12 protein-coding genes are annotated in these 14237 nt (G+C 64.5%); 8 read left to right on the forward strand and 4 right to left on the reverse strand.

All coding sequences use genetic code 11. The features are described 5' to 3' along the window. Positions 1 to 12: 12 nt before the first annotated feature. Together LDZ23_RS19250 and LDZ23_RS19255 are read left to right on the forward strand one after the other, a co-directional pair. Positions 13 to 507: a hemerythrin domain-containing protein gene (locus tag LDZ23_RS19250; RefSeq protein ID WP_008352978.1), complete on the forward strand. Its 495-nt coding sequence runs from the start codon at positions 13 to 15 to the stop codon at positions 505 to 507. An 82-nt stretch (positions 508 to 589) separates the two neighbouring features. Further along, positions 590 to 1324 carry a 2OG-Fe(II) oxygenase gene (locus tag LDZ23_RS19255; RefSeq protein WP_033537062.1) on the forward strand — a complete coding sequence of 245 codons (735 nt, stop codon included), beginning with the start codon at positions 590 to 592 and terminating at the stop codon, positions 1322 to 1324. Positions 1325 to 1342: 18 nt separating this feature from the next. On the opposite strand, the gene ribA is transcribed toward LDZ23_RS19255, so the two are convergent. After that, positions 1343 to 2011 (reverse strand): GTP cyclohydrolase II, encoded by a 669-nt coding sequence (ribA, locus tag LDZ23_RS19260; RefSeq protein WP_008352974.1) that lies wholly within the window; start codon positions 2009 to 2011, stop codon positions 1343 to 1345. Between the two features lie 144 nt (positions 2012 to 2155). Further along, positions 2156 to 2851, reverse strand: coding sequence for an NADPH-dependent F420 reductase (locus tag LDZ23_RS19265; protein WP_008352973.1), 696 nt, complete (start codon positions 2849 to 2851; stop codon positions 2156 to 2158). Between the two features lie 215 nt (positions 2852 to 3066). On the opposite strand from LDZ23_RS19265, the gene ahpC reads away from it, so the two are divergent. Then, positions 3067 to 3630, forward strand: coding sequence for an alkyl hydroperoxide reductase subunit C (ahpC, locus tag LDZ23_RS19270; RefSeq protein WP_008352971.1), 564 nt, complete (start codon positions 3067 to 3069; stop codon positions 3628 to 3630). Between the two features lie 147 nt (positions 3631 to 3777). Next, positions 3778 to 5364 carry an alkyl hydroperoxide reductase subunit F gene (gene ahpF / locus LDZ23_RS19275; protein WP_008352970.1) on the forward strand — a complete coding sequence of 529 codons (1587 nt, stop codon included), beginning with the start codon at positions 3778 to 3780 and terminating at the stop codon, positions 5362 to 5364. Positions 5365 to 5426: 62 nt separating this feature from the next. On the opposite strand, the gene LDZ23_RS19280 is transcribed toward ahpF, so the two are convergent. Further along, on the reverse strand, positions 5427 to 6656 hold the full coding sequence (locus tag LDZ23_RS19280) for a sensor histidine kinase (RefSeq protein WP_008352967.1): 1230 nt from the start codon (positions 6654 to 6656) through the stop codon (positions 5427 to 5429). 282 nt (positions 6657 to 6938) lie between these two features. On the opposite strand from LDZ23_RS19280, the gene tam reads away from it, so the two are divergent. Continuing rightward, entirely contained in the window at positions 6939 to 7718 is a 780-nt protein-coding gene (tam, locus tag LDZ23_RS19285) for a trans-aconitate 2-methyltransferase (RefSeq protein WP_008352965.1), read from the forward strand. Positions 7719 to 7721: 3 nt separating this feature from the next. Here tam and LDZ23_RS19290 read toward each other — a convergent pair whose 3' ends face one another. Beyond that, the gene (locus LDZ23_RS19290; protein ID WP_008352964.1) at positions 7722 to 8657 is read right to left on the reverse strand and encodes a LysR family transcriptional regulator; all 936 of its coding nucleotides are present in this window, start codon (positions 8655 to 8657) and stop codon (positions 7722 to 7724) included. 167 nt (positions 8658 to 8824) lie between these two features. Here LDZ23_RS19290 and LDZ23_RS19295 point away from each other — a divergent pair, with 167 nt between their 5' ends. The 3 genes from LDZ23_RS19295 to LDZ23_RS19305 all read left to right on the forward strand — a co-directional run bounded on the left by LDZ23_RS19295 (position 8825) and on the right by LDZ23_RS19305 (position 14228). Further along, on the forward strand, positions 8825 to 10408 hold the full coding sequence (locus LDZ23_RS19295) for an aldehyde dehydrogenase (NADP(+)) (RefSeq protein ID WP_008352961.1): 1584 nt from the start codon (positions 8825 to 8827) through the stop codon (positions 10406 to 10408). Between the two features lie 543 nt (positions 10409 to 10951). Further along, positions 10952 to 12877, forward strand: a complete 1926-nt coding sequence (locus tag LDZ23_RS19300; RefSeq protein ID WP_008352959.1) for a zinc ribbon domain-containing protein — start codon at positions 10952 to 10954, stop codon at positions 12875 to 12877. Positions 12878 to 13088: 211 nt separating this feature from the next. Further along, the gene (locus tag LDZ23_RS19305; protein WP_008352958.1) at positions 13089 to 14228 is read left to right on the forward strand and encodes a TAXI family TRAP transporter solute-binding subunit; all 1140 of its coding nucleotides are present in this window, start codon (positions 13089 to 13091) and stop codon (positions 14226 to 14228) included. The last annotated feature ends 9 nt before the right edge of the window (positions 14229 to 14237 follow it).

Raw genomic sequence — 14237 nt, forward strand, 5'->3', positions numbered from 1 at the left:
TTGGAGAACCCCATGTCCACCGCTCAAACCCCGCGACCCATCGATGCGCTCGACATGCTCGAAGCCGATCACCGCGCCATCGAACAATTGTTCGATGCCTTCGAACGCGCGGACCACGACGATTTCGAGCGCAAGAACTCGCTCGTGCAGCGCGCGTGCGAACTGTTGACGATCCATACGATCGTCGAGGAAGAATTGTTGTATCCGGGCGCGCAGAACGCGCTCGAAGCGGACCGGCGCATCGACGTGGACGAAGCCTACGTCGAGCATTTTCTGGTGAAGACGCTGATCGAACGATTCGCGAACCTGCGCGCCGGCGAAGACGGTTTCGACGGGACGTTCAAGGTGCTGAAGGAAAACGCGGTGCATCACATCGAGGAAGAGGAAACCGTACTCTTCCCGGCCGTGCGCAAGACGCAGATGGATCTCGTCGCGATCGGCGCGAAGATGGCCGCGCGCAAGGCCGCGCTGTACGAACGCATCGCGGAGACTGCGGCCGCGCACTGAATTGCACAGCAAGAGCCGGAGTGCGTGCGTCGCGTCGCGGGCGCACACTTCATTCGAATTCACGCACATCCGGAGGAACGACATGAAGGTGCTCGAACGCGCGACGGCAGACGATATCGGCGATCGCATCGACGCGCTCGACTGGGCCGATCTCGAAGCGCAACTCGATAGCTTCGGCTGCGCGACGGCGTCGGCGCTTTTTTCGCGCGACGAATGCGAGGCGCTCGCGGCGCTTTACGATCGCGACGGCATTTTTCGCAGCCGCGTCGTGATGGAGCGCCACGGCTTCGGGCGCGGCGAATACAAATACTTCGCGTATCCGTTGCCGGGCGCGCTCGAACGCGTGCGGCGCGCGGTGTATCCGCATCTCGCGCCGGTCGCGAATCGCTGGAACGAGGTGATGGGCATCGAGACGCGCTATCCGCGCGAGCATGCGGCGTTCATCGAGCGCTGTCATCGCGCGGGGCAGACACGGCCGACGCCGCTCTTGCTACGTTACGTGCCCGGCGATTTCAACTGTCTGCATCAGGATCTCTACGGCGAGCACGTCTTTCCGATTCAGATGGCGATCCTGCTTTCCGCGCCCGGCCACGATTTCACCGGCGGCGAATTCGTGATGACGGAGCAGCGTCCGCGCATGCAGTCGCGTGCGGAAGTCGTACCGCTTTTGCAAGGCGATGCGGTGTTCTTCGCGGTGCATCATCGGCCGGTGCAGGGCACGCGCGGGCCGTATCGGGTGAACATGAAGCACGGCGTGAGCCGCCTGCGCTCGGGACGCAGGCATATGCTCGGGGTAATTTTTCACGACGCGCAGTGAGCGCGCGCACTGTCGGGCTTACTCGTTCTCGTCGAAGTAATGCCCGAAGCGCGCCTGCTTGGTCTTGATATAGCGCTCGTTTTCCTCGCGCATCGGGATGGCGAGCGCGACGCGTTCGCATACGGGAATATCGTGCCTGAGCAGCGTGTCGAACTTCGACGGATTGTTGCTCATCAATCGCACCGACTTCACGTTCATGGAACGCAGGATCGCGGCGGCGGAATCGTATTCGCGGGCGTCGTCGGGCAGGCCGAGATGCAGGTTCGCATCGACGGTATCGAGCCCCTGTTCCTGCAGCGCGTATGCACGGATCTTGTTCGCGAGGCCGATGCCGCGCCCTTCGTGGCCGCGCAGATACAGCAGAATCCCGCGAGCCTCCGCGGCGATATAGCGCAATGCCAGATCGAGCTGCTCGCCGCAGTCACAGCGGTACGAGCCGAAGACATCGCCGGTCACGCATTCGGAGTGCAGGCGCGTCAGCACGGGTTCGCCGCTGCTCACGTCGCCCATCACGAACGCGATGTGCTCCACATCCGTGTGCTTCACGCGATAGACGTACGAAGCGAAAGTGCCGTAGCGGGTCGGAATGGTGGCGGTCGCCACGAGTTCGACGTCCGCGCACTCGTCGCACTCGCCGAAGCGGTGTTGCGGGTTCTGCACGTCCTGCGTAGGAGAAGCGGTTTTCATAGTCAATCTGCGAGTCCACGACGCCGGACGGCGGCTGCATTTTTGCGCCAGCCCGGTTCGTCATGTTAAAGCCCATCGGGAAAGTTTGCAGATTGTCTCACGGCGCGCGCGCGTTCCCGCGCTTTACCGTACGGTCTTTCGCTTCTACGCAGGTTGCTCGAACGTGCCGGGACTCTTGTCCGTCGCGCGCCATTCGGGCTTGCGCACCGGATCGGCCTTCTGAAGCGCCGCGCGCAGGCCGGCGGCGTCGAGATCGGCGGTGTAGACGGGCGTCGCGGGCTGCTGACGCCAGGAATCGTCGATCTGGCCGGCATCGACCGGATCGAAGCCGATCTCATCGACGAGCATCATCACGACGGCCTTTGCCTTCGCGTCATCGCCCGCGACCGGCAGCGCGATGCGGCCCGGCGTTCCCGGCGGCTTGCCGCGGTTCTTCAGGTGATCCGCATAGATATTGTTGAACGCTTTCACGACCGGCCGACCGATCTGCTGCTCGACCCAGCGGCTCTCGGGCGTGCCCTTTTCGATGCCTTCGATCCGCCCGTCGCGCTGCTGCGGATAGTAGTTACCGGTGTCGATCACGACGACGCTCGCCGGCACGCCCGCAAACAGATCCTTCGGCAGGTTCGGCACCTTGGCTTCCGGAATCGTGACGACGACGACTTCGGCGTCCTTCACCGCGTCCCGCGCTTCGACGGCCTTCGCGCCGGTCTCGCGCTCGATATCCGCGAGGGACGCCGGGCCGCGCGAATTCGCGATACGCACGTCATGCCCTTTCTCGGTGAAGCGCAGTGCCAGCACCGAACCGATATTCCCCGCTCCGATGATTCCTATTTTCATATTGCCTCCTTGAAATGAAAGTGAAAGCGACCAAGTCTGTTTAAGGAACCTGCGAAGGCGCATGCAATCAGAATGCCTTGTGCGGGAAAACGCCAAAATATCGCGTCGATAGCCCGGCGCTATCCCGATAATAAAATCAATCCACTTCGCAAGTACGATAGCTTTCCTGTATAGTTCACTTACTTCTTCAACACCACTCCAAAAGGAAACTGGTAATGCCCATCATCAACAGTCAAGTCAAGCCGTTTAAAGCAACCGCCTATCACAATGGCGAGTTCGTGACCGTCACCGATGAAAGCCTGAAGGGCAAGTGGTCGGTGTTTGTGTTCTACCCGGCCGATTTCACGTTCGTCTGCCCGACCGAACTGGGCGACCTGGCTGACCGCTACGAAGAATTCAAGAAGCTCGGCGTGGAAATCTACTCGGTTTCGACCGACACGCACTTCACGCACAAGGCATGGCACGACACGTCGGACACGATCCAGAAGATCAACTATCCGATGATCGCCGACCCGACGCTCGCGATCTCGCGCAACTTCGACGTTCTGATCGAAGAAGAAGGCCTGGCGCTGCGCGGCACGTTCGTGATCAACCCGGAAGGCGAGATCAAGCTGTGCGAAGTGCACGACAACGGCATCGGCCGCGACGCTGGCGAACTGCTCCGCAAGGTTCAGGCTGCTCAGTACATCGCGAAGAATCCGGGTCAAGTGTGCCCCGCCAAGTGGACGCCGGGCGCTGAAACGCTGACCCCGTCGCTCGACCTGATCGGCAAGATCTAAGTCTCGTACTTCACGAGCGCTGTATCGAACTTGCCGCGGTTCTGCGGCAGGTTCACCCCAAAAAACGTGTTCGTCCGGCGCTGCGAATTTCGCAGCGCCGCGGCGGAACACGTCTGCAATATCCCAAGTCAAGGAACGGACATCGCCATGCTCGACGCCAATCTCAAGAATCAATTAAAAGCGTATCTGGAAAAAGTCACCCGGCCGATCGAACTCGTCGCCTTCCTCGACGACAGCGACAAGTCGCGTGAGCTGAAAAGCCTGCTCGACGAGATCGCTACGCTGTCTGCGCGGATCAGCGTCGTCGAGAAAGAGGACGCCAGCGTGCGTCGTCCGTCCTTCACCATCGGCGAGGCGGGCAAGGCTGCGGGCATCCACTTCGCCGGCATCCCGATGGGCCACGAATTCACGTCGCTCGTGCTCGCGCTGTTGCAAGCCGGCGGCCATCCGATCAAGCTCGACGACGCCATCATCGAGCAGATCAAGAATCTCGACGGCGACTTCGCGTTCGAGACGTATTTCTCGCTGTCGTGCCAGAACTGCCCGGAAGTCGTGCAGGCGCTGAACGTGATGGCGATCATCAACCCGCGCATCAAGCATGTCGCGATCGACGGCGCGCTGTTCCAGCAGGAAGTCGAGGAACGCCAGGTCATGTCCGTGCCGATGATGTTCGTCAACGGCGAGAGCTTCGGCTCGGGCCGCATGGGCGTGAAGGAAATCCTCGCGAAGCTGGACACGGGCGCATCGGCGCGCGCGGCGAAGGAACTCGAGAACAAGCCGGTGTTCGACACGCTGATCGTCGGCGGCGGTCCTGCCGGCGCGGCGGCGGCGATCTATTCGGCGCGCAAGGGCATCGCGACGGGCGTCGTCGCCGAGCGCTTCGGCGGTCAGGTGCTCGATACGATGGCCATCGAAAACTTCGTCTCCGTCAAGGAAACCGAAGGGCCGAAGTTCGCCACGGCGCTGGAGCAGCACGTCAAGAGCTACGAAGTCGATATCATGGACGTGCAACGCGCCGAGAAGCTGGTGCCGGGCCGCATCAATGAAATCCATCTCGCGAGCGGCGCGGTGCTGAAGGCGAAGACCGTGATTCTGTCGACCGGCGCGCGCTGGCGTGAAATCAACGTGCCGGGCGAGCGCGAGTATCGCGGACGCGGCGTGGCGTACTGCCCGCACTGCGACGGCCCGCTCTTCAAGGGCAAGCGCGTCGCCGTGATCGGCGGCGGCAATTCGGGCGTGGAAGCGGCGATCGACCTCGCGGGCATCGTGTCGGCGGTGACGCTGATCGAATTCGGCAACGAGCTGCGCGCCGACGCGGTCCTGCAGAAGAAGCTGCGCAGCCTGCCGAACGTGACGATCGTCACCGAGGCGCAGACGACCGAAGTCACCGGCGACGGCAAGAAGGTCAACGGCATCACGTACACGGACCGCGCGACGGGCGCGAGCCACCACGTCGAGCTGGAAGGCGTGTTCGTGCAGATCGGCCTCGTGCCGAACACCGAATGGCTGAAGGGCGTAGTCGAGTTGTCGAAGCACGGCGAGATCGTCGTCGATGCGAAGGGCGCGACCTCGCTGCCGGGCGTGTTCGCCGCGGGCGACGTGACGACGGTGCCGTACAAGCAGATCGTGATCGCGGTCGGCGAAGGCGCGAAGGCGGCGCTCTCGGCGTTCGACCATCTGATCCGCGCGTCGGTGGAAGACGAAGCAGTGGTCGAAGAAGAAGCGGCGGCCTGAGCATCGTTCAGGCGTCGTGGTGACCGGAAGGCGGACGGGGCGACCCGTCCGCCTTTTTTCGCTTATTGAGCGTCGGAAGCCTTCGGTTCCAGCACCATCGGGAACGTCACTTCGAACACGCTTCCGCGCCCTTTCGACGACTGGAAGCGCAGTTCCCCTTCCAGCGTGCGCGACAACTCCTTGACGATCGCAAGGCCGAGCCCGGCGCCGGGAATGTCGTCATCGGCGGCGCGCTCGAATTCCTCGAACACGCGCTCCTGATCCGCCACGCTGATGCCGACGCCCGTATCGGCGACGCGCAATTTCCAGCGCTGATCGGGCGCGGCGGCGATCGACAGTGCGATCTCGCCCGACGACGTGTACTTGATCGCATTCGACAGCAGATTCAGCGCGACCTGCTTCACCTTCAGCCGGTTCGACGTCACCTCACCGAGCGCCGGATCGAGATGGCCGATCAGCTTCAATCCCTTCGATTCGGTCGCGACGCGGCAGGCCTGCATCAGCTCGTCGAAGAGACCGACGAGATCGAACGGCTCGACCGTCAGCACCGAATCGTCGCCCAGCACTTTCGAATATTCGACCATCTCGTCGACGAGCGACGCCATGTCGGCGACTTGCCGGTTCGCCAGTCCGAGCGCCGTCTCGCGCTTCGCGGCCGAGCGCGCGGCCAGTTGCAGCGCCGTCGAGAACACGTTGAGGAAATTGCGCAGATCGTGCGCGACGCGCCGCGTGACCTGCATGCGCGTCTCGTACAAATCGCCGATGAGCTTTTGCCGCAGCGTCAGCTCGTAGTTGGCGCGCTCCAGCATGCCGGTGTATTCGTCGATCTTGCGATCGCGCTCGCCGATCGCCTCGCGAATCGACGCCAGCGTGACGAAGCTCACGACTTCATCGGTCATGAGGCGCGCGTGCTCTTCGTCGGCGCGCGAAAGATCGTCATGGGCGCCCGCGTATTCGCCGATCGCGAGCAGCAACACCTGACGAAAAAGATCGAGCTCGCGCACGAGTTCATCGATACGGTAGCCTTGCTGCCAGCGCCATTGCCCGTGTTGGCGCGCGTCGCGCTCGATCGCGCCTTCCTGGTCGCGCAGATTGCGCGATTCCAGCACGATGCAGATTTCATCGAAGATGCTCGGCAGATGATCCGCAAGCTGCCGATACGTGAGCTGATCCGAATGTTCGACTTCCTGATCGCCGAACACGAGCTTCATCCAGCGTTCGGTGAGCGCGTCTTGCTGCGCGCGCAGCGCGTCCACGAGACCCTTCAAGCCGCCGACTGACGTGTCGCTCATCTGCGAGTCCCCGAGTGCTTAAGGCGCCGGAGGGCGGCGCGAATGATGTTCGTGATATGCATGCGAAAGCAAGTTCCGATATTGCCTGGAACCGCCCGCGAATGCTTCGCCAGTATAGGCGCGATGCCCGCGCGAAAGGGACATATCCGAGTTTTTTCAATGACTCGCGTGCACATCGGATTCAGCGTTCCATTCAAAGGCCGTCGCGCGGCTTTGGATCGGCGCGGCCCGTGCATCTAGAATCGCGTGTGATATCACGACGAACATCGACTGGAGCCTTCAATGACGACATCATCGCCCGAATGGCAAGCGCGCCAATATTCGCTGTTCGAGGAAGAGCGCACGCGCCCCGTCCGCGATCTGCTGAACGCGACTCATGCGCGAGCCGCGCGCACGGCGGTCGATCTCGGCTGCGGCCCCGGCAATTCAACCGAAACGCTCATCGCGCATGCGCCGAACGCGCGCGTGATCGGCGTCGACAATTCGGGCGACATGATCGACGCGGCGAAAAAGCGCCTGCCCCAAGTCGAATTCGCGCTCGCCGACATTTCCGCGTGGCAGGCAGAAGGACCGTTCGATCTGATTCTCGCGAACGCGGCGCTGCAGTGGGTGCCCGATCACGAGACGCTGTTTCCGTCGCTCGCCGGCAAGCTCGCGAAGGGCGGGCAGCTCGCCGTGCAGATGCCCGACAATCTCGACGAACCCGCGCACCGCCTGATGCGCGAAGCCGCCGCCGATGGCCCTTGGCGCGACAAGCTGAAGGGCGTGGAGCGCACCGCGCGCTTCCGGGCGGACTGGTATTACGCGTTGCTCAAGCCGCTGTGCGCGCGCGTCGACGTGTGGCGCACGACGTACCATCATCCGCTGGACGGCGGCGTCGATGCCATCATCGAATGGTTCAAGGGCTCGGCGCTGCGGCCGTTCCTCGCGAAGCTCGACGAGAAGGAAGCGGCCGCGTTCCTCGACCGCTATCGCGCCGGCCTGAAAACCGCATATACCGTTTTCGACGACGGCAGCGTGCTCCTGCCCTTCCCGCGTCTGTTCATCGTCGCGACGCGCTGAGTGTCAGTTCGGCCGGCGCTGCTCGCGCAACATCTGCACGAACTGCCGCGCCGCCGGCGAAAGCTCGCCGCCCCTGCGCGTGACGATGCCGTAGGTCTGCGATTTCGACTTCATGCGAACGGGCAGAATGCGCAGCATGCCGTGGCGCTCGAACACTTTCGCGACGCTCGCCGGCAGAATCGACACGAGTTCCGCGCTCTCCTGCAGCAGCGTCACGGTCATCAGCGGCGAGGCGGTGGAAATCGGATTGGCGGGCATCGGCAGGCCGGCGAGATCGAGTTCGCGTTCCAGCAATGCGCTCATCGGCATATAGCTCGGATACGTGACCCAGCGATAGCGCGCGAGATCGGCGAAACCGACTTCCGGCTCGCCCGTGCGCTCGTGACCCTGACCGACGACGATGCAAAGCGGCTCGTCCGCCAGCGGCTGATACTGATACTTCGACGGCTGATCGGACACGCTCGAGCGCCCGATGACGAGATCGACGCGGCCGTCGTCGAGCATCGGCAGCATGCGCGCGCTCGTATCCTCGACGATTTCGATCGCCAGATCCGGATGCTTCGCGTGCATCTCGTTGACGATCGGCGCGACCACGCCCGGCACCGCGCCCATGATCGTGCCGACGGTCAGCCGCCCGCCCGTGCCCGCGCGAATCTGCGCGACTTCCTGGCAGAGCGCGTTGAGATCGGCGGCCAGCACGCGTGCGTAGCGCACCACGCAGCGGCCGAACGGATTCGGGATCAGCCCGCTCTTCGCACGCTCGAATAGCGGCGCTTCCAGCATGGATTCGAGTTCGGCGAGCGCCTTGCTCGCGGCGGATTGCGTCATCGCCATGGCGCTCGACGCCTTGTGCAGCGATTTGTGGTCGTCGAGCGCGATCAGCAGTTGAAGCTGCTTCATGCGCAGCCGCGACATCAATACATCGAGCGTGTTCTTCATCTTTCGGCGTGCGGGAAAGCGCGGGGTGATTCCAAAAAGCGATCAAGCGATGGAAAGGTTTCACTATACAGGCGCACACGCGAAGCCGTATAGTCGGGCAAGGTGCAGTCATCGTACAACCGGTACATGCGGCTGCCGCGAATCACTCCAAGCAAGGACGAGACATCATGCAACTCACTGGCAACCTGCTCATCGGTCAGGAATCGGTTTTCGGCTCGAACGGCTCGATCAAGGCCGTCAACGCCTCGACCGGCGCGGCCATCGAACCGGCTTTCGGCGGCGCGACGCTCGCGGACCTCGACCGCGCGTGCGCCCTCGCGTGGGCCGCGTTCGACGTCTACCGCGAAACCGCGCCCGAAGCGCGCGCGAAGTTCCTGGAAACGATCGCGCAGAACATCCTCGATATCGGCGACGACCTGATCGAGCGCTGCATGATCGAAAGCGGCCTGCCGCGCGCGCGTCTCGAAGGCGAGCGCGGCCGCACGGTCGGCCAGTTGCGCATGTTCGCCGATGTCGTCCGCAATGGCGATTTTCTCGGCGTGCGGATCGATCCGGCGCAACCCGAGCGCAAGCCGCTGCCGCGCGTCGATCTGCGTCTGCGTCATATCGGCGTCGGCCCGGTCGCCGTGTTCGGCGCGAGCAACTTCCCGCTCGCGTTCTCCGTCGCCGGCGGCGACACGGCGTCGGCGCTCGCCGCCGGTTGCCCGGTCATCGTCAAGGCGCACTCGGCGCATCCGGGCACGGCGGAGCTCGTCGGCCGCGCGGTGCAGAAGGCCGTGAAGGACTGCGGCATGCCCGAAGGCACGTTCTCGCTCCTCTTCGACAGCGGCCGCGACATCGGTCAGGGCCTCGTCGCCGACAACCGCATCAAGGCGGCGGGCTTCACCGGCTCGCGCGGCGGCGGCGTCGCGCTGATGAAGATCGCGGCGGCGCGCAAGGAACCCATCCCCGTCTACGCGGAAATGAGCAGCATCAACCCGGTACTGCTGTTCCCGAACGCGCTCAAGAATCGCGGCGAAGCCATCGGCAAGGCGTTCGTCTCGTCGCTCGTGCTCGGCGCGGGCCAGTTCTGCACGAATCCGGGCCTGATTCTGGCCGTCGACGGCCCGGATCTCGACAAGTTCATCGAAGCGGCTTCCGCTGCGCTCAAGGAAACCGCCGCGCAGACGATGCTTACGCCGGGCATCTGCAAGACGTACGCGAACTCGGTCGCGAAGACCGCCGATAACGCCGACGTGACCACCGCCGCGCGCGGCCTCGAAGCGAAGGGCGACAATCAGGGCCAGTCGGCGCTGTTCGTCACCACCGCCGAAGCGTTCCGCAAGAATCACGATCTGCAAGAGGAAATCTTCGGTGCATCGTCGCTGGTCGTGCGTTGCCCGAGCCTCGACGCGATGATCGATCTGATCGAATCGCTGGAAGGCCAGTTGACCTCGGCGCTGCATATCGACGAGGCCGATTACGCCGATGCGAAGCGCGTCCTGCCCGCGCTCGAGCGCCGCACCGGCCGCCTGCTGGTGAACGGCTTCGGCACGGGCGTGGAAGTCGGCCACGCGATGGTGCACGGCGGCCCGTTCCCGTCGACGGCGGATGGCCGCTCGACTTCGGTCGGCAGTCTCGCGATCAACCGTTTCCTGCGCCCGGTCAGCTATCAGGATCTGCCTGACGCGCTTCTGCCCGACGCGCTGAAGACGGCGAATCCGCTCGGCCTGAACCGCCGCATCGACGGCAAGCTGCAACTGGCGGAATAACGCTTCGGGTCGGTCTGATGAAAGCCGCGGCGCGTCATTCGCGCCGCGGCTTTTTCGCTTCTGCGCAACGCCGGAGCACGAAAGGCAAACCTTTCGAACGATGATTCGGAAGCCTTACCAATCCCCCGGCGACGTCCGCCGCTTCGGGCGATCCGCATTGACATACTCGGCGTGGGCTCGCTACAACGTTTCATCACGCGCTCGAATCGCTTTCACATCAGTGGGTTATCCGGCGATCGCGCCCCGTTGTCTTTTTTCGGCTAAGGATTGGCGATTCAAAACCGCCGCCGCGATCCCAAAATGTCAGAAATATCGTGAGCGAGAGCACCGCCCGGAGTAGGGGCGAAAGGCAATTGACGTCCGATAGTGGTTGAACCATAGTCGGATAGTCGTTTCCCGCTGGCGCGCGCGCCGCGCGGACAAAGAATACGAAGGATTGCTGCCGCGGGACGCCGTTCCCGCGTACAGGCGCGACGGCTCGGCGCGCATTGGCGGCCACGCGATTTTGGCAACCTCACGCACACGTCCTTCGAGGGCTTTAGCATGACCACGCGACTGACGTTTCCCGCATCCATGTTCTCCGTCGTCTGCCAGCGGTGCGGCAGCACGGTGCGCAAGAACGCCGACAGTTGCCCCAATTGCGGCGCAGACCGAAGCGCCGCATTCGGCCAGACGCGCGAGGCCGCCTCGGGCAAATCGCGCAAGAACGTTTTCGAAGAGGCATCGGCGCCGCTCGCATCGGCGGGTGCGTCCGCATCCGGTTCTTCCGCTTCCCTCGACTCGGATGGCGCCGGGCGCGTCGAGCCGGGCATGCGCTCGCGCTGGACGGAGCGCGCGAGTGAGCGCATCGCGCAAAAGGCGGCGGAATATCGCGCGCGCCGCGCCGAGGAATCCGCACGCAACGCCTTCGCCGATTCCAGCAACGATCCCGACGCCCTGCCCGGTTCCGAGCGGTGGAACACGAAGAAGACAGTCATCGCCGGTGCATGCGGTCTCGTGTTGCTGCTCGGCGCGACGTTCTATTACCAGCTTGGCGATTCGGACGGCGGTTCGAGCACGCCATCCGCGGATCACAGCGTTTCGGGCGTGATCGATTCCAAGGTCGGTTCGCTGATGCGCGGCGCAACCGACGCGCCCGGCACGCCGGCCGCGGCGGACCGGCGCCCGTTGGCCGCCGCTCCGTCCGGCAATGCGCTGCAGGATGTGCGCGTCGCGCTGGATCAGCACGATCTCGCCACGGCCCGCGCGCGGCTCAAAATGCTTCCGCCGCAGCAACAGGCGCGCGCCGACTACGAATCGCTGAAGGACGAGCTCGTCAAGCGCGAAGCGCAGCGCGACGCCGCGCTGCAACTCGCGCGCGCCTGCGAGCGCACGTCCGCGTGGGCGTGCGTGCAGCAGAACGCGGGCGAGGCGCTCGCCCTCGACGGCAGCAACATCGAATCGCAAGCCATGCTCGAACGCGTGATTTCGCACGCGGGCTGGCTCGCGCCGACGGCAGTGGCCGCGCTCGCCAAACGCGTGCCGGGCACGGCGCCCGCCGCGGAAGCCGCGAACACGGCGGCTGCCGCGCCCGTTCAGCTTCCCGCGCAGGCAAACGTTGCAGCGGCGGCCGCGCAGGCCGCAAAGACGAACGGGTTTGCTCAGAAGCCCACGCCGGACAGGCGCACGGTGCAACGCAGCACCGCTGCGCGCTGGGCCGACGACGACGCTGCCTACGAATCGCGCGCGGAGAAAATCGCGCGTGGCCAGGCGGCGACCGCCGCGATCACCGCGACGACGATCAATCCGCCGCCCGCGCCGACCGTCGCCACGACGATGACGATGCCCACGCCCGCGCCGCAAGCGGCCACGCAACCGACGCCCCAACCGACGCCCCTGCCGACGCCACAACCGGCCACGACACAAGCCGCCGTGCCCGCGCCGTCGCAACCGGCCGCTGCGAAGGCCGCTCCGCCGCCCGTCACGCAAGCGGCGCGCGCGCCCTATTATCTCGGCGAAGAAAGCGCCCAGCCTTCCGCCGCGAATTCGCGTGCCGCGAACCCGCGCGCGCCCTATTACATCGGCGACGAGCCGCCGCAGCAAGCCGCTCGTCCGGCCAATCCGCGCGGCGCGTATTACCTCGGCGAAGATCCGCCGCAGCCGTCCGCGCCCCCGACGCGCACCGCCGTGCCGCATCCACCGCAATCGGGCAATCAGAGCAGCGCGCTTCCGCCATCGACGGCGCCGATGCAGGCAGCCGTGCCCCGTCCGCCCGCGGCCGTCGCACAAGCCGTCGCCCAGCCCGTCGTGCAGACGAACGTCGCGACGCGCAGCACGCAGGCCGCGGCCACGACCGGCGCGTCGCCGCAGTTCGCCACGGTGCCGGCCGGTTCGCATGTCGACTCCGACAAGTCCGAGGAACTCGAACGCGCCATCAAGCAATACGGCTGGAGCGGCGGCGATTCGGCCTCGAAGCCGCCGTCGCGCTGAAAACGGCAAAAAACGCAAAAAAGCGCACGAGAACGACGCAACTACAAGAACACGCAGAGACAACACCGACGCACCGCAAGCACGCGCCGCGCATCTTCGCGCCGGGCCGCATGCGAGTGCCCGCGCATGAGCAGATTGCGCGCGACGCGGACGATTCCCGCATCGTGCGAGTTTCAAAAAGCACCCGTCCAACTCCGACTAAGGGTCAATCATGTTCACCACGAAATACATGCGCAACGCCGCACGGGGCGCGCTGACGCTTCTCGCCATCGCCGGGATGATCGGCGCGGGATCGAGCTTCGCCGCCGATCCGATTCCCTACAAGATCACGACGGGCCAGGAACGCGGCACGTATATCCAGATCGGACAGGACTTGTCGAAGTACGTCGCCGAGCCGGCCGGCATCGAACTGGAAGTGCTGCCGTCGAAAGGGTCGGCGGAGAACGTGCAGCGCATGCGCTACGAGCCCGGCGTGAAGTTCGCGCTGGTGCAGTCGGACGTGTATCAGGCGTACATGGACATGGCGACCTCGGGCAATGCGGACGCGGGCAAGATCATCAAGCCGCTGCGGCTCATCATGCCGCTCTACGACGAAGAGATTTACTTCGTCACGCGCGCGGACTCGCCGATGAAGTACATCCACGAGATCAAGGGCAAGAACATCAGCGTCGGGCCGATCGGCAGCGGCACGGCGCAATCGGCGGAGACGCTGTATCGGCTGATGTTCGGCGAACCGATCGCCGAAGCCAACGAGCAGCATCTCAACAACGAGGATTCGCTCGCGCGGCTGATCGTCGGGAAGATCGACGTGGCGGTGATCGTCGCGGGGCAGCCGGCGAAGCTCTTTCAGGACATGAATCCGGAGCTGCTCAAGCAGATCAGGCTGCTGCGCCTCGATCCGAACGCGCAGGAAACCGCGCGCGCGAAGCAGACCTATTTCCCGGCGACGATCCGCACGACGAGTTATCCGAACTGGATTCAGGAAGACACGCCGACGCTCACCGTGAAGGCGTTTCTCGTGACCTACGATTACGGTTTGCGCGGCACGGTCGGCGCGCTGTCGAAATTCGCCGATTCGCTGTGCTCGAACTTCGACACGCTGCAGGCGAACGGCCATCCGAAGTGGAAGCAGGTGCATCTCGAACTGCCGCCGCTCACGAAGGGCTGGAAATACTATCCGCCGATGGAAAAGCACTTGCGCGCGTGCATCGCGCAGCGCACGGCGGCCGCCGAGCAAGCGCAGAATCCGACGCGCAAGGTCGCGACGCGCGACGCGGACGCGGCCGCGCAAAAGCCGAAAAAAGCGGCGTGTTCCGCGCAGGAAAAGCTGCTGTTGTTGTGCGATCAGTGACGCCGCGAA

Source organism: Caballeronia zhejiangensis, from assembly GCF_022879815.1.
GTDB classification, from domain to species: Bacteria; Pseudomonadota; Gammaproteobacteria; order Burkholderiales; family Burkholderiaceae; genus Caballeronia; species Caballeronia zhejiangensis.